16 protein-coding genes are annotated in these 13,878 nt (G+C 72.9%); 5 read left to right on the top strand and 11 right to left on the bottom strand.

What is annotated here, in order from left to right:
- Positions 1–12: 12 nt before the first annotated feature.
- Positions 13–240 (bottom strand): GntR family transcriptional regulator, encoded by a 228-nt coding sequence (locus IEZ04_RS17440; protein WP_189217809.1) that lies wholly within the window; start codon positions 238–240, stop codon positions 13–15.
- Between the two features lie 162 nt (positions 241–402).
- Here IEZ04_RS17440 and IEZ04_RS17435 point away from each other — a divergent pair, with 162 nt between their 5' ends.
- Both IEZ04_RS17435 and IEZ04_RS17430 read left to right on the top strand, forming a co-directional pair.
- Positions 403–636 (top strand): hypothetical protein, encoded by a 234-nt coding sequence (locus IEZ04_RS17435; protein ID WP_189217808.1) that lies wholly within the window; start codon positions 403–405, stop codon positions 634–636.
- Complete coding sequence (locus IEZ04_RS17430) at positions 633–812, top strand: hypothetical protein (protein ID WP_189218002.1); 180 nt, start codon at positions 633–635, stop codon at positions 810–812. Before IEZ04_RS17435 ends, IEZ04_RS17430 begins: the two co-directional genes overlap by 4 nt.
- Positions 813–814: 2 nt before the next feature.
- On the opposite strand, the gene IEZ04_RS17425 is transcribed toward IEZ04_RS17430, so the two are convergent.
- A complete protein-coding gene (locus IEZ04_RS17425; RefSeq protein ID WP_189217807.1) occupies positions 815–1,663 on the bottom strand; it encodes a menaquinone biosynthetic enzyme MqnA/MqnD family protein in 849 nt (282 codons plus the stop codon).
- Between the two features lie 366 nt (positions 1,664–2,029).
- On the opposite strand from IEZ04_RS17425, the gene IEZ04_RS17420 reads away from it, so the two are divergent.
- Positions 2,030–2,233 (top strand): cold-shock protein, encoded by a 204-nt coding sequence (locus IEZ04_RS17420; protein WP_189217806.1) that lies wholly within the window; start codon positions 2,030–2,032, stop codon positions 2,231–2,233.
- A 110-nt stretch (positions 2,234–2,343) separates the two neighbouring features.
- Here the strand turns inward: IEZ04_RS17420 and IEZ04_RS17415 are convergent, their stop codons facing one another.
- Positions 2,344–3,102, bottom strand: a complete 759-nt coding sequence (locus tag IEZ04_RS17415; RefSeq protein WP_189217805.1) for a hypothetical protein — start codon at positions 3,100–3,102, stop codon at positions 2,344–2,346.
- A gap of 170 nt (positions 3,103–3,272) precedes the next feature.
- On the opposite strand from IEZ04_RS17415, the gene IEZ04_RS17410 reads away from it, so the two are divergent.
- Positions 3,273–6,044 (top strand): helix-turn-helix transcriptional regulator, encoded by a 2,772-nt coding sequence (locus IEZ04_RS17410; protein ID WP_189217804.1) that lies wholly within the window; start codon positions 3,273–3,275, stop codon positions 6,042–6,044.
- 34 nt (positions 6,045–6,078) lie between these two features.
- On the opposite strand, the gene IEZ04_RS17405 is transcribed toward IEZ04_RS17410, so the two are convergent.
- Positions 6,079–8,043, bottom strand: coding sequence for an AMP-dependent synthetase/ligase (locus IEZ04_RS17405; protein WP_189217989.1), 1,965 nt, complete (start codon positions 8,041–8,043; stop codon positions 6,079–6,081).
- A 536-nt stretch (positions 8,044–8,579) separates the two neighbouring features.
- Between IEZ04_RS17405 and IEZ04_RS17400 the strand changes: the two genes are divergently transcribed.
- A complete protein-coding gene (locus tag IEZ04_RS17400) occupies positions 8,580–9,494 on the top strand; it encodes a MaoC/PaaZ C-terminal domain-containing protein (RefSeq protein ID WP_189217803.1) in 915 nt (304 codons plus the stop codon).
- Between the two features lie 6 nt (positions 9,495–9,500).
- Here the strand turns inward: IEZ04_RS17400 and IEZ04_RS17395 are convergent, their stop codons facing one another.
- The 7 genes from IEZ04_RS17395 to IEZ04_RS17365 all read right to left on the bottom strand — a co-directional run bounded on the left by IEZ04_RS17395 (position 9,501) and on the right by IEZ04_RS17365 (position 13,854).
- A complete protein-coding gene (locus IEZ04_RS17395; protein ID WP_189217802.1) occupies positions 9,501–9,842 on the bottom strand; it encodes a DUF4229 domain-containing protein in 342 nt (113 codons plus the stop codon).
- A gap of 164 nt (positions 9,843–10,006) precedes the next feature.
- On the bottom strand, positions 10,007–10,531 hold the full coding sequence (locus tag IEZ04_RS17390) for a GNAT family N-acetyltransferase (protein WP_189217801.1): 525 nt from the start codon (positions 10,529–10,531) through the stop codon (positions 10,007–10,009).
- Between the two features lie 73 nt (positions 10,532–10,604).
- On the bottom strand, positions 10,605–11,768 hold the full coding sequence (gene mqnE, locus IEZ04_RS17385; RefSeq protein WP_189217800.1) for an aminofutalosine synthase MqnE: 1,164 nt from the start codon (positions 11,766–11,768) through the stop codon (positions 10,605–10,607).
- Positions 11,769–11,837: 69 nt separating this feature from the next.
- Positions 11,838–12,296, bottom strand: coding sequence for an Lrp/AsnC family transcriptional regulator (locus tag IEZ04_RS17380; RefSeq protein ID WP_189217799.1), 459 nt, complete (start codon positions 12,294–12,296; stop codon positions 11,838–11,840).
- A 74-nt stretch (positions 12,297–12,370) separates the two neighbouring features.
- The gene (locus IEZ04_RS17375; RefSeq protein WP_189217798.1) at positions 12,371–13,060 is read right to left on the bottom strand and encodes a UbiX family flavin prenyltransferase; all 690 of its coding nucleotides are present in this window, start codon (positions 13,058–13,060) and stop codon (positions 12,371–12,373) included.
- Positions 13,061–13,186: 126 nt separating this feature from the next.
- On the bottom strand, positions 13,187–13,525 hold the full coding sequence (locus IEZ04_RS17370; protein ID WP_189217797.1) for a hypothetical protein: 339 nt from the start codon (positions 13,523–13,525) through the stop codon (positions 13,187–13,189).
- Positions 13,525–13,854 carry a hypothetical protein gene (locus tag IEZ04_RS17365; RefSeq protein WP_189217796.1) on the bottom strand — a complete coding sequence of 110 codons (330 nt, stop codon included), beginning with the start codon at positions 13,852–13,854 and terminating at the stop codon, positions 13,525–13,527. The genes IEZ04_RS17370 and IEZ04_RS17365 overlap by 1 nt, the downstream gene beginning before the upstream one ends.
- Between the last annotated feature and the right edge of the window lie 24 nt (positions 13,855–13,878).

The following is a 13,878-nucleotide window of genomic DNA, read 5'->3' as shown; positions in this document are numbered from 1 at the left end:
GTTTTTTGCGCGTCAGCGTTCCGTCACGAAGGAGCCCATCCCTCGTGTGGTGATGATGAGCCCCTCGTCACGGAGGGCGGCGGTGACTTTGCGGACCGTCACACGCGACACCCCGAACTCTTGTTCGAGCTTCACTTCGGAGATCAGCCCGCGTACGGGGTACTCACCGCTGGCGATCCTCGCCCGCACCACTTCGGCGATCTGGTGCCACTTGGGCCTCGTCGGGTCAAATTCGAACACAGGCGAACTGTACGTAAGGGCATCCCGGTAGGCATAGCAACAGCTCTAATAGCATAGGTATAGATAGGCAGTTACATGACACACTACGGTGAGGCAACCGAAAGCCCCGGCGACGGATAGCAGCCGTCCCGGGGCATGGCCAACGCTGATCGGAGCGTCGACATGGCGGACCTTATCGTCCACCTTCTCGCCTGGGTACTGGACCTCTTCCTGCCGAGCTCGCGCGGGCGCCACCGCGCCGGGGACGTGCTCCCTCCGCCGTTCCACATCCCCGCCCCGCCACCCCGCTTCACCGAGCGCCTCGACGGCGACGCGTCCGCCGTCGTGCGCCCCTACGTCCTCACACCCGAGGAGCGTCACGCGCTCCGCTTCGCGTACGCCGGAGCCGTCCGATGACGGAACAGAACGCGCCCCGTCGGCCGATCCGCCTGTGCGCCCGCTGCGGGTGCACCACCGACGACCCGGTCCTGGTGCACGAGGTGCACGCCGCCACCGGTCCGGGCTTCAACGTCTACGCCTGCCCGGACTGCGCCCCGCACTACCCGCCCTTGCAGGACCCCCTGATCACCTGACCCTACGGTCGCAGCAGTTCCACCCGTACGTCCGCCGGGAAGCCCGTGGTCGGGCCCACGCGGCGCGCGAACTCGCCCACCGCCGCCAGCTGCGGCTGTCCGAAACGGAAGTCGAGCGTCGTGAAGTACCGCTCCAGCACCTTCTCGTCGAAGGCCTCCCAGCGGGCCGCCTGCTCGGCGACCTTGTCCACCTCCACCAGCGAGAGGTCACGCGAGGCCAGGAACGCCTCGTGCACCTGCCGGGTGACCTCCGGCTCCCGCTCGGCGTACTCGCGGCGGGCCGCCCAGACGGCGAAGACGAACGGCAGCCCCGTCCACTCCTTCCACAGGGCGCCCAGGTCGTGCACCTGGAGGCCGTACTTCGGGCCGTCGATCAGGTTGGCCCGCAGCGCCGCGTCGCCGATGAGGACGGCGGCCTCGGCCTCCTGCATCATCAGGGCGAGGTCCGGCGGGCAGGTGTAGTACGACGGGCCGACCCCGATGTGCTCCGCGAGCAGCAGCTGAGCGAGCCGCACCGACGTGCGCGAGGTCGAGCCGAGGGCGACGCGGGCGCCGTCGAGCTGGTCCAGGGGACCCTTCGAGACGATCACGCAGGACATCACGGGGCCGTCGCAGCCGACCGCGATGTCGGGGAAGGCGACCAGTTCGTCCGCGTGCCTGAGGAACTCCACGAGCGTGATCGGCCCGATGTCGAGGTCGCCATGCACCAGCTTCTCGCTGAGCTTCTCCGGGGTGTCCTTCGTCAGCTCGAAGTCGAGGAGCGTCCCGGTACGCGCGAGCCCCCAGTACAGGGGCATGCAGTTCAGGAACTGGATGTGACCGACGCGCGGCCTGGTGCGAGGATTGTCCATATCGCGAGGCTAGCCCCCATGCGGTACGGTGCACCCTCCAGGGTGGTCCGGCCGGCGCAAACCGGTGACCCGTCGGCGTGTCTCCGCCATTCGCACCGCCGCGACAAGTAGGCGCCGACCCGCAAAAGCAGAGGTCATCCCGTCAATCCGGTTCCGGAGCGTTCAAACGTCCGGGTGAAGTGATCTTGACCTCTATTGCTTTCGGCTGCCCGCATGCTAGGCTCGCCGCAAGTTGCAGTTTGGTTTCCCTTGCAGTACAGAGCCTGCGGAGCATGTAACCGCGGGCTCTCGTCGTTTTCAGACGCCGCACGTTTTTACGCTTGCAGGTTCTGGAGCAGGGCAACCCTTTGGGCCCAAGGAGGGCTTATGGCTACCGGAACCGTGAAGTGGTTCAACGCCGAAAAGGGCTTTGGTTTCATCGCCCAGGAAGGCGGCGGCCCCGACGTCTTCGTCCACTACTCCGCGATCAACGCGACCGGCTTCCGCTCTCTCGAAGAGAACCAGGCGGTGACCTTCGACGTGACGCAGGGTCCGAAGGGCCCGCAGGCGGAGAACGTCACCCCCGTCTGAGCTCTGAGCCCAGTGCTCTGATCCGGAACCGATAGCAGTACCCAAGGAGTCCCGTGCCGTCCGGCAATGGGGCTCCTGCCTTTTTCCGCCCCTCACCGCCTCGCCCGGCCCTACCGGACCGCACCCGCGCTCAGCGCCTCCAGCACCCGGCGCGTCAGCGTCTCCTGCGTGAGGTCCGGTTCCAGGCCCCGGGCCCGCAGCAGGGCCGTCAGGGACGCCTGGACCACCTCGGCGCCCTCGGGGGCGACGCGCTCGGAGACCTCGAACCACTCCAGCGGCTCGCTCCCCCGTACCGTCCAGTGCTCCAGCCGTACCTCGTGGTGGCGCAGCCGTACGCCGGTCCAGCGGGCGGCGTGCACCGGGCCGAGGACCCTCAGGCCGCCCGCGTCGACGTACACGTCGGCGCACTCGGTGAGGAAGGCGCGCTGCCGGCCGGAGAACGCCGTGGCCGGCGGCCTGCCGCCGGAGATGACCGCCTCCACCGCCCTGCGGCCGCAGTCGGAGGCGAAGGAGGCCGCGAGGACGCGGCTCTCGCCGGAGAAGTCGCCGCAGAGGCGGAGCGAGTCGGGGCCCTGGGCCCGGAAGCCGAGCCAGCGCTCGGTGAGGCGGGAGGTGCGGCACGGGCGCAGCACCGCCGTGGCGTCCCCGCCACCGCCGCGTCCGCTCCCCGCCCGCAGCCGCAGCGTCACGCCCGCGTCCAGCAGGGGCAGCGATCCGGCGCCGAGCACCTCGCAGAAGTGGACGCTGCGCCGGGCACCCCCGTGGTCCGGCGCCAGCGCCCTGATCGCGGCGGCCGCGTCCGTACCGGAGAACGTCACCCGGATCTCGACCGAGTCGAGCCGGAAGTGCGCTCCCGCGGACACGAACATCGGCCGTCCCCCTCGTCATCCGCGACCAGCTTCCCCCGAGGACCACCATTCAAGGCCCCCGGACGGGGCGCCGCTTCCGGGAAGTCCCCACATCCCCCGTCGGCGCGCTTCTTGCCCTCCGCGGCGAGGAGCATGATGGACGACGGCGGCTCGGTGCCGGGGGGTGACGCATGCGGGAACTCGTGGGCCGGGAGCGCGAGCGCCGGCTGATGGACGACCTGCTGGTCGCGGGCGAGGCCGGCGGGGCCGCGCTGCTGCTGTGGGGCGAGCCCGGCATCGGCAAGACGGCGCTCCTCGACTACCTCGCGGAACGGGCGGGCGCGCACGGGGAGCGGACGGTGCTGAGAGCCCGGGGCATCGAGACCGAGACCGTGCTGCCGTTCGCCACGCTGGGCGACCTCCTCATGCCCTTTTCGTCCCGTTTCAGGGATATCCCCGGGGCCCAGCGGGCCGCCCTGGAGTCCTCCCTCGCGCTCGGCGGCGACACCGGTGACGCGCCCGGCAACCCGTACGCGGCCTGCATGGGCGCCCTGAACGTGCTCGCGGCCCTCGGTGACGAGCGGCCCGTGGTCGTCCTCGTCGACGACCTGCACTGGGTGGACCCGTCGTCCCGGCGGGTCCTGCTGTTCGTCGCGCGCCGGCTGTCCAGCGAGCGGGTCGCCCTCGCGCTGTGCTCCCGCGAGGACCACGGCGAGACGGGCACCCGCCGCACCGTCCCGGCGGTGCAGGTCTGCGGGCTGACCCCCGACGGCTGCGCCGACCTGCTGCGCGCCCTGGACCGCGGGATCGCCCCGGCCGTGCTCGCCGAACTCTGCCGGATCAGCGGCGGCAACCCCCTCGCGCTGCGCGAACTCGCCGCCGGGCTGTCCGGGGAGCAGGCGCGCGGCGCGCACCCGCTGCCCGACCCGCCGTCCCTCGGCCGTCATCTGGAGCGCGCCTGGGCGGCCCGTATCGACGGCCTCCCCGAGACGGCCCGCCGTGCGCTGGTCGTCCTGGCCGCCGGCCGCTGCGCGGACACCGGCCGGCTGCGCAAGGCGCTGGAAGCGGCCGGGCTCTCCCTCGACGCCCTCTCGGCCGCCGAGGAGGACGGCCTGATCACGGCCGTCCCCGACGGCCTCGACTTCCACCACCCGGTCCTGCGCCCCCTGGTCCTCGGGCGGGCTCCGCTCGCCCACCGCGTCGCCGCGTACCAGGCGCTCGCCTCGGTCAGCACCGGCCCGCTGCACGCCTGGTACCGGGCGGCGGCGAGCGCGGGCCCCGACGAGGAGACGGCGGCGGCGCTCGCCGAGGCGGCCCGGGAGGCGCGGCGGCGCAACGCGCTCGCCGAGTCCGCGCTGGCCTGGCGGCGCGCCGCCGACCTCACGCCCGACCCCGCCCCGCGCGCCGCCCGGCTGCACCGCGCCGCCTCGGACGCGGTGCTCGGCGGGCTGCCGGCCGGTCCGCAGTGGTGCGAGGAGGCCCTGCGCCTTACCCCGGACCCGGTGCTGCGCGCGGACGTCCAGGCCCTGCTGGGCTGGGTCATCACCTGGAACGGCGAACCGGCGAGAGCGTACGGCCTGCTGGTGGACGCGGCGGAGGCCGTACGCGGTCACGACCCCGCCCGCGCCTGCGTGCTGCTGGCGACGGCGACGGCCCCGGCCCGCCTCGACGGCCACTTCCCGGAGGCGGTCCGCGTGGCCGAGCAGTCCCTCACCCTGGCCTCGCCGGACGGTCCGGAGCGCTGGCACAGCCTCACCGTCCTCGGCGCGGTGCTCGTGATGGCCGGGCGTACGGCGCGGGGCCGGGAGATGCTGGAGTCCGCCGACCGCGTCGGCCCGGGCGACCTCGTGCGCGACCAGCGGGTGCACGCGATCGCGGGCCTGGCGTGGTGCCGGCTGGAGGAGCCGGCGCGCGGGCGCCGCCTGCTGAACGCGGCCGTGGAGTCGGCCCGGGGCCGGAGCGCAGTGGGGGTGCTGGGCTACACGCTCGCCGTCCGGGGCGAGCTGGAGATCCGCATCGGCCAGTGGGCCTCCGCCGCCGGTGACCTCACCGAGGCCCTGCGCTGGGCGGAGGAGCTGGGCCAGCTGACGACCGTGAGCTACGCGCTCTACGGCCTGGGGTGGCTGGCGGCGCTGCGCGGCGACCGGGTGGAGTGCGAGGACCTCGTGGCCCGCGCGCGCAGGGAGTGCGGGGCGCACGGCATCGGCTGCCAGGAGCTCCACATGACGGCGGTGCTCGGTCTGTCGGCCCTGACCCACGGGGACCACGCGGCGGCCGTGGACCAGCTCGAACAGACCTTCGCCCTGGCCGTGGAGCAGGGTGTCGGCAACCCGGAGACCGTGCCGTTCGCCGCGGAGCTGGCGGAGGCGCACCTGCGGGCCGGCCACGACGCGCGGGCCGCGCAGGTGGTGGCCTGGCTGGAGGAGCGCGCCCTGGTGACGGGCCTGCCCTCCACGGAGGCGGCCGCGGCGCGCTGCCGCGGTCTGCTCGCGCCGGACCCCGAGGAGGCCGAGGCCCGGTTCGGCGCGGCCCTGGAGGCCCACCGGCGCACGACGAGCCCCTTCGATCAGGCGCGCACGCTGCTGTGCGAGGCGGAGGTGCTGCGCCGGCACCGCCGTCCCGGGGCGGCCCGGGCACCGCTCGCCTCCGCGCTGGCCTGCTTCGAACGGCTGGGCGCGACCCCGTGGGCCCGGCGGGCGGCCGGCGAGCTGGCGGCCGCGGGCGGCAGGCCGGCGGCCCGGACGGCACCGCACCCGGGCGGGGCCCTGGACCTGCTCACCCCGCAGGAGTTCCAGGTGTCACGGGCGGTGGCCCGGGGCCTGAACAACACGGAGGCCGCGGCCTCGCTCTTCGTGTCCCGCAAGACCGTGGAGGCCCACCTGACCCGCATCTACCGCAAGCTCGGGGTACGGTCCCGGACGGACCTGACCCGGCTGCTCACGGCGGCGGACATGGTGGACTGAGGCCCCCGCGAGCGCGGGAGCCCGGGCCGGGCGCCTACCGCGAGTAGAGCTTGTCGATCTCGTCCGCGAAGTCCCGCTCGACGGCCGCGCGGCGGAGCTTCACGGACGGGGTCAGATGACCCGCGGACTCCGTGAAATCGGTGGTCAGGACGGTGAACCTGCGGATCGACTCCGGGCGGGACACCAGTTTGTTCGCCTCGTCGATCGCACGCTGGAGCACGGCCAGCAGCTCCGCGTCGTCGGAGAGGAACTCCAGCGGCACCGCGTGCCTGCCGTTCATCCGCCGCCAGTGGTTGACGCCCTCGGGATCGAGGGTGAGCAGGCAGGCGACGTACGGGCGGCCGTCGCCGACGACCATGCACTGGGAGATCAGCGGGTGGGCGCGCAGCCAGTTCTCCAGGGGCGCCGGGGCCACGCTCTTGCCGCCCGCCGTGATCAGCATGTCCTTCTTGCGGCCGGTGATGCTGAGGTAGCCCTCGTCGTCCAGCTGCCCGATGTCCCCGGTCGCCAGCCAGCCGCCGCGGGTCGCCGGCGCCAGGGCACCGGCCTGCGGGTCCCAGTAGCCGCGCAGCACCTGCGGGCCCGAGACCAGGATCTCCCCGTCGTCCGCGATGCGGATGCGGGTGCCCGGCAGGGGCCAGCCGACCGTCCCCAGGCGCGGCCTGAGCGGGGGCATGACCGTGGCGGCGGCGGTGCACTCGGTGAGGCCGTAGCCCTCGTGGACGTCGATGCCGACCCCGGCGTAGAAGGCGGCGAGGCGGCGGCCCAACGGGGAGCCGCCGCAGACGACGTGGCGGAGCCTGCCGCCCAGGGCGGTGCGGATGCGGCGGTAGACGAGCGGGTCGTAGAAGGTCCGGGCCGCCTTCAGGGTGGCGGCCGGCCCGTCGCCGGTGCCGCGCCTGCGCGCCTCCAGGGCCTCGCCGTAGCGCCGGGCCACACCGGTCGCGCGGTCGAACGCCGCCGCCCGGCGGGCGAGTTCGGCCCGGGCGCGGGCCACGTTGTACACCTTCTCCAGCATGTACGGGATGGCCAGCAGGGCCGTCGGCCGGAAGCTCGCCAGGTCCGCCATGAGGTCCTCGGACGCCAGGCTCGGCGCGTGGCCCAGCCGCACCCGCGCGCGGACGCAGGCGACGGCCACCATCCGGCCGAAGACGTGGGACATGGGCAGGAAGAGGAGGACCGACGCCTCCTCCTTCGTACGGGCCGTGAAGACCGGGTGGAGCAGTGCGACGGCGTTGTCGACCTCGGCGAGGAAGTTGCCGTGGGTGAGGGCGCAGCCCCGGGGGCGGCCGGTGGTGCCGGAGGTGTGGATGACGGTGGCGAGCGAGTCGGGCCCCAGCATCCCGCGCCGTACGGCCACTTCCTCGTCGGGTATGCGGGTGCCGGCCTCGGCGAGGGCCTCCACGTGGCCCTGCTCGACGGTCCACAGGTGCCGCAGGTCGGGCAGGAGCGCGCGTTCCGGGCCGAGGGCGGCGGCCTGCGCGGCGGTCTCGGTGACGACGGCGACGGCGCCGGTGTCCTGGAGGATCCAGCGGGTCTGGAAGACGGAGGAGGTCGGGTAGACGGGCACGGTCACCAGGCCGGCCGCCCACGCGGCGAAGTCCAGGAGCGTCCACTCGTACGTCGTCCGGGACATGACGGCGATCCGGTCGCCCGGTGCCAGACCCTGCGCGAGCAGCCCCTTGGCGACCGCCAGGACCTGGGCGGCGAACTCGGCGGCCGTCACGTCCGTCCAGTCCCCGTCGCCGGTCCGGCGGCTGAGGACGGCCTTGTCGGGCTCCCGCACCGCGTTGGCGAAGGGCACGTCGGCGAGGGACCCGTGCGTCACCGGCGCGACGAGCGGCGGCACGTACGCCTCCCGCACCACACCGTCCAGACGCTGGAGTTCGGGCTCCACGAGGACGGGTCCGGAGCCGGAAGCGGTGGCAGGGACCGACGAGGCGGAGGAGGGATACGACGGAGGCACGGAGGAGGACGGGTACGCGGACGACGAATGCATGAGGGACACGAGCGACTCCTGTGACGGCGGCACGCGCTGCTCCGCCGCATGACGTACGGGCGTACGGGCCTCGGGGTGCGCGGGGCGAGGCGGCGGTACGCCGGCGGGATCCGGTGGACGGACGCCGGGGTCAGGGGCGGCCGGAGCGGGCGGGTGTGATGCACCACCGGTCAGGAACCGGATCGTACGGCTTCGTCGTGAGGGGGCTGTGCCGGTTCGACGGGGCTCCGGAGGCGGAGATGTGCGGGATCGGCACCCTCCCCCGGCGCGCTTCGCCACGCACCGTCACACACGGCCGCGCACCACCGCGTACGGCCGTGCGGAGCCCGCGCGCCCCTCAACGCGTGCCAGGGCTCCGCACGTCCCTCACGCCGGTCGCAGTCCGTGAGCCCTCCCGCGGCCGGACCATGCGCCGCGTCCCGTCTACCCCGGTCCGGCACCTCGAAACGGGATCGGCGCCCGGCGGTCCGCGACGCGCCTTACCTCCGGTAACCTGACGCGCGGTCAACTGCCCGACCGCACTGGGAGCGTGACCGATGACCGTCCCCGCCGGGCCCGCCCGGTCCACCGTGCGCACCACCCCGCCCGCGCTCGCTCCGCTGCTCGCCCGCGGGGCCCTGTTCTCCCCGTTCAAACGGCCCCGCCCCGGCGCGCACTTCCCCCGCACCCGGCTGGTCCTGCCCGGCGTCCGCGTCGACGCGGCGCGCCTCGCCGCCTACGAGCGGGTGTGCGCCGTGCCGCCCGGAGACGGCACGCTGCCCGTCGCCTTCCCGCACGTCCTCGGCTTCCCGTCGGCCATGGCCCTGATGAGCCGCCCGGCCTTCCCGCTCCCCCTGCTCGGCCTGGTCCACACGTCCGTCGAGATCGAACGGCGCCGCGCCCTGCCGCCGTCCGCGACGTACGAACTCCGCGTGGAAATGGAGGCGTTGACGCCGCACCGGCGCGGCACGGAGGCGACGGTGACGACCGAAGTACGGCCAGACGGATCGGACGGACCGGACGGGCCGGACGACGATCCGGCCGCTCGGCCCGTCTGGACGTCACGCAGCACGTATCTGGCCCGGCACCGGACCCCCGACGACGCCCCCGCGCAGACCGCCCGCCTCCTGACGGCCCGCGACCTCCCGCCCGCGCTGACCCGCTGGCGGCTGTCCGGCGACATCGGCCGGCGCTACGGCTCGGTGTCCGGCGACCGCAACCCCATCCACCTGTTCCCGCTCACGGCCCGCCCGTTCGGCTTCCCCCGGGCCGTCGCGCACGGCATGTGGGCGCTGGCACGCTGCCTGGCCGAGCACGGCACACCGGAAGCGGTCGCCGTCCGGGCGGAGTTCAGGGCACCGGTGCTGCTGCCGGCCACGGTGACGTACGCGGCGGAGGACACCCGGTTCGCCCTGCTCGGCGACGGCAAGCGGCCGCATGTCGTCGGCGAGGTGCGGCCGCTGGAGAGGTAGGCGCCGTTACGACGCCTGCCCCTGCGCGGCCTTGCCCTGCGGCTGCGGCTGCGCCGCCTGCTCGCGCGCCCGGGCCGTGTCGTCGGCCCCGTCCTCCTGGTTGCGGTTGGCCTCCAGGTCGGCCTTCGCCTTGTCGACGCGCCGGACGATCTGCTCGGAGGCGCGGTCCCGCTCCTTGCGCAGCACCACGAAGCTGATCGGCGCGGAGAGCACCAGGGCCAGCAGGATCATCCAGGCGCCGTTGGAGGCACCGAGCCCGCGGGGAGCGACACCGGTGTAGACGAGGCCCCAGACGACCACGAAGCAGCCCACGAAGATACCGAGGCGCATCAGTGTGTAGCGGAGCATCTCAACCCACTCTTCCGTTCCCGACCAAGACCTTGCGAAAGGGGCACCACCCAGTGAACCACGGCGGCACCTCGATCTTGCAGGGGGGCCGTACCCCGTTCAGCCGCTCCGTTCAGCCGCTCCGCTCAGGCGCTTCGTTCAGCCGCTTCGTTGAGCCGCTTCGTTCAGCCAAGGGGCAGCAGCAGGTGGACGTCGTCCCGGTCGTCCCCGGGCGCGACCCGTATCGCGCCGGGCACCCGGCCGACCTCCTTGTACCCGCAGGACTCGTAGAACCGCTCCAGTCCCCCGCCGCCCCGGCAGGTGAGCCGGATCGCCTCGATGCCGCCGAAGCCCCGCGCGGCGTCCGCGGCCGCGGCGAGCAGGTCCCGCCCGTAGCCCTTGCCCTGGTGGCCGGGGTGCACCATCACGGTGTAGAGCCACACCCAGTGGGTCATCAGCCGGTGCGTGTTGAAGGTGAAGAAGGCGGTGGCGGCCACGTTCCCGTCCGCGTCGAACCCGGCGAGCAGCCGGGTCCGCCCCTCGGCCATCGCCACGAAGTGCTTCACGAGCTCGGGCCGGATCACCTCCGGCGTGACCGGGGGCACGAAGCCCACGGAGCCCCCGGCGTTGGACACGTCGGTCCACAGCCGGAGGATGCCGTCGCGGAGGGCGGGTGTGACGGGTGGGTCCACCTGGAACGTAAGGGCCATATGAGGACCGTACGCATTACGTACGGTCCTCAACAAATACGGTCCCAACAGGCGAGACCGGCAGGCGGGACCGTCAGACCCGCATCGGCTGCGGCGACTCCCGGCGGGCCGGGTCCGGGCCGTCGTACTCGCGGATGACCTCGTACCGGGTGTTCCGCTCCACCGGCCGGAAGCCGGCGTCCCGGATCAGCTCCAGCAGGTCCTCGCGGGTCAGCTTGTTCGGCGTGCCGTAGTTGTCCGCGTCGTGCGTGATCTTGTACTCGACGACCGAGCCGTCCATGTCGTCGGCGCCGTGCTGGAGCGCGAGCTGGGCGGTCTGCACGCCGTGCATGACCCAGAACACCTTCACGTGCGGCACGTTGTCGAACAGCAGCCGCGACACGGCGAAGGTCTTCAGCGCCTCGGCCCCGGTCGCCATCTGCGTCCGCGCCTGGAGGCGGTTGCGGACCTTCCCGTCCTTCATGTCCACGAAGTCGTGCTGGTAGCGCAGCGGAATGAAGACCTGGAAGCCGTTCGTCTCGTCCTGCAGCTCACGCAGCCGCAGCACGTGGTCCACGCGGTGGCGCGGCTCCTCGATGTGGCCGTAGAGCATGGTGCACGGGGTCTTGAGCCCCTTCTCGTGCGCCAGCCGGTGGATCCGCGACCAGTCCTCCCAGTGGGTGCGGTGGTCCACGATGTGCTGCCGGACCTCCCAGTCGAAGATCTCGGCACCGCCGCCGGTGAGGGACTCGAGCCCCGCGTCGATGAGCTCGTCGAGGATCTCGGAGGCCGACATCCCGGAGATCGTCTCGAAGTGGTGGATCTCGGTCGCGGTGAACGCCTTCAGCGAGACGTCCGGCAGGGCGGCCTTCAGCTCGCGCAGGGAGCGCGGGTAGTACCGCCACGGCAGGTTCGGGTGCAGCCCGTTGACGATGTGCAGCTCGGTGAGGTTCTCGCCCTCCATCGCCTTGGCGAGGCGGACGGCCTCCTCGATGCGCATCGTGTACGCGTCCTTCTCGCCCGGCTTGCGCTGGAACGAGCAGTAGGCGCACGAGGCCGTGCACACGTTGGTCATGTTCAGATGCCGGTTGACATTGAAATGAACGACATCGCCGTTCTTGCGGGTCCGCACCTCGTGGGCGAGTCCGCCGAGCCAGGCCAGGTCGTCCGACTCGTACAGCGCGATGCCGTCCTCACGGGTCAGCCGCTCACCGGCCCTGACCTTCTCCTCCAGCTCGCGCTTGAGCCCGACGTCCATGCCCACACCTCTCTTCGAACAGACTTCCCCACCGTACTCCCCCGCCCGCGCGGTCCCCGCCTGCCGGACCTACTGCCCCTCCTCCGGCAGCTCCCCCACCCGGTTCTCCCACTTCGTGGAGAGCACGACGGTGGTACGGGTCCGCGAGACGCCCTTCGTCCCGGACAGCCGCCGGATGGTCCGCTCCAGCCCGTCCACGTCCGACACCCGCACCTTGAGCATGTACGAGTCGTCGCCGGCGATGAACCAGCAGTCCTCGATCTCGTTGAGCTCCTTGAGCCGCTCCGCCACGTCCTGGTGGTCGACCGCGTCGGAGAGCGAGATGCCGATCAGCGCGGTCACGCCGAGGCCGAGCGAGGCGGCGTCGACGGTGGCGCGGTAACCGGTGATGACCCCGGCCGCCTCCAGCCGGTTGATGCGGTCGGTCACGCTGGGGCCGGAGAGGCCGACGAGGCGGCCCAGCTCCGCGTAGGAGGCGCGGCCGTTCTCCCTGAGGGCCTGGATGAGCTGCCTGTCCACCGCGTCCATTGCGATCGGTTGCCTTCCGCTGGAAGTTCTGAAGTTCTTGATCGTTGGTTCTGGATCGTTCTTGAGGTGCCGGTTCAGTCCGTACGGGAGTCCGTACGGGAACCCCCGCCGAGCTCACCGCGCCACCGCCGGTACAGCCCGTGCCCGACGCCCGCCGCGTCCAGCACGCGCCCGGCGACGAAGTCCACCAGGTCCTGGATGTGGGTGGCGCCCGCGTAGAAGGCGGGCGAGGCGGGAAGCACGACGGCCCCGGCCTCGTCCAGGGCGACGAGCTGCTTGAGCGTCTGCCCGTTCAGCGGTGTCTCCCGTACGGCGACGACGAGCGGCCGCCGCTCCTTGAGGGTGACGCTCGCGGTGCGCTGCAGCAGGTCCTTGCTGAGCCCGAGCGCGACGCCGGCGACACAGGCGGTGGAGGCGGGCACGATCAGCATGCCCTTGGCGGGGTACGACCCGGAGGACGGCCCGGCGGCGAGGTCACCGGCGCTCCAGTGCCGTACGTCGTCGAGGCGCAGGTCCCCGAAAACCCCCGGCTTCCCGTCGGCCCCACGCCCGAGCCATGCGCGTAGATCGTCACGCCAGTGCGCGTCCCGGAACGAGATTCCCGTCTCGTCGAGCAGCGTGAGCCGCGAGGCCCGGCTGACGACCAGATCGACGCTCTCGCCCGCCTCGAGCAGCCCACGCAGCACCGCAGCGGCATACGGCGTACCGGACGCCCCTGAAACCCCCACGATCCAAGGCCGCCGCTGCGATTTCCCTGCGTTCACGTACTTGAGACTACCGGCGCGGTGTGACGGGCTCAGGACCGGTGGGGGGCCTTCGGGCGCACGGGGGCCGCCCGCTGTCCGGCCGCGACGCACGGAGCGCCCCGTCCGACGGCACACCCGAACGGGTCAATGCCTCACGGGATTGACGCGCGGTGCGGAACGGCCCTGGTCAGCGGTCCACGTCGTCCGTACGGGGAGACGCAGACCGCGGGACTCGGCGACGCGCAGGGCGTCGGCGAGGCACTCGCCGAGCCGGATCGCCGTGTACTGCACTTCGGCGTACGGGGACATGGGGTCGGCGAGCACCGGCAGGGCGCGCCCGAGGACGTCCGCGCCTGCTGCGAGCTGCCGGGCTTCCGCCGCGTCGGCGAAACGGGGGAGGTACCCGCCGTCACGGTCGGTGGAGAGGTAGCAGGGGTTGCCCTCCGGGGAGGTCCAGGGCAGGAGGCGGAGCGAGGCGTCCATCACGCGGCCACCTCGCCCGTACCGACCAGATGCCGGTCGAGGTCGATCCCGAAGTCGGCGGCCGGCACGAGCGCGAGACGGCGCCGCCGCTGCCGGGCGCACTCCTGCTCGTGGGCGGCGAGGTAGGGGCGGACGAGCCGGGATGCGGCGCCGTCGAGGGGGTGGTCGAGGCCGTGGGGAGAGCGGTGGGCGGGGAGGGGTGAGTCCGGTGCGGCGGAGGGTGTGGGGTGCGGCTGCCAGGGGGGCTGGGCGCCCGCGTGGTGTTTCCCGGTTCCCGGGGCGAGCGTAAGGCTCAGCCGGCGGGCGGCACGGTGGACAAGGTGGCGCATGTCGACGCTCCTGGTAAGCGTTGG

It is taken from the genome of Streptomyces ruber (assembly GCF_014648075.1).
GTDB lineage: Bacteria > Actinomycetota > Actinomycetes > Streptomycetales > Streptomycetaceae > Streptomyces > Streptomyces ruber.
The sequence above is the reverse complement of the archived record's forward strand: the minus strand, read 5'-3'. Positions and strand labels throughout refer to the sequence as shown.

What these genes read in the sequence shown, in the direction of transcription:
- IEZ04_RS17435 (WP_189217808.1), top strand. Translation starts at nt 403, where the DNA reads ATGGCGGACCTTATCGTCCACCTTCTCGCCTGGGTACTGGACCTCTTC.
- IEZ04_RS17430 (WP_189218002.1), top strand. Translation starts at nt 633, where the DNA reads ATGACGGAACAGAACGCGCCCCGTCGGCCGATCCGCCTGTGCGCCCGC.
- IEZ04_RS17425 (WP_189217807.1), bottom strand. Translation starts at nt 1,663, where the DNA reads ATGGACAATCCTCGCACCAGGCCGCGCGTCGGTCACATCCAGTTCCTG.
- IEZ04_RS17420 (WP_189217806.1), top strand. Translation starts at nt 2,030, where the DNA reads ATGGCTACCGGAACCGTGAAGTGGTTCAACGCCGAAAAGGGCTTTGGT.
- IEZ04_RS17415 (WP_189217805.1), bottom strand. Translation starts at nt 3,102, where the DNA reads ATGTTCGTGTCCGCGGGAGCGCACTTCCGGCTCGACTCGGTCGAGATC.
- IEZ04_RS17410 (WP_189217804.1), top strand. Translation starts at nt 3,273, where the DNA reads ATGCGGGAACTCGTGGGCCGGGAGCGCGAGCGCCGGCTGATGGACGAC.
- IEZ04_RS17405 (WP_189217989.1), bottom strand. Translation starts at nt 8,043, where the DNA reads ATGCATTCGTCGTCCGCGTACCCGTCCTCCTCCGTGCCTCCGTCGTAT.
- IEZ04_RS17400 (WP_189217803.1), top strand. Translation starts at nt 8,580, where the DNA reads ATGACCGTCCCCGCCGGGCCCGCCCGGTCCACCGTGCGCACCACCCCG.
- IEZ04_RS17395 (WP_189217802.1), bottom strand. Translation starts at nt 9,842, where the DNA reads ATGCTCCGCTACACACTGATGCGCCTCGGTATCTTCGTGGGCTGCTTC.
- IEZ04_RS17390 (WP_189217801.1), bottom strand. Translation starts at nt 10,531, where the DNA reads ATGGCCCTTACGTTCCAGGTGGACCCACCCGTCACACCCGCCCTCCGC.
- mqnE (WP_189217800.1), bottom strand. Translation starts at nt 11,768, where the DNA reads ATGGACGTCGGGCTCAAGCGCGAGCTGGAGGAGAAGGTCAGGGCCGGT.
- IEZ04_RS17380 (WP_189217799.1), bottom strand. Translation starts at nt 12,296, where the DNA reads ATGGACGCGGTGGACAGGCAGCTCATCCAGGCCCTCAGGGAGAACGGC.
- IEZ04_RS17370 (WP_189217797.1), bottom strand. Translation starts at nt 13,525, where the DNA reads ATGGACGCCTCGCTCCGCCTCCTGCCCTGGACCTCCCCGGAGGGCAAC.
- IEZ04_RS17365 (WP_189217796.1), bottom strand. Translation starts at nt 13,854, where the DNA reads ATGCGCCACCTTGTCCACCGTGCCGCCCGCCGGCTGAGCCTTACGCTC.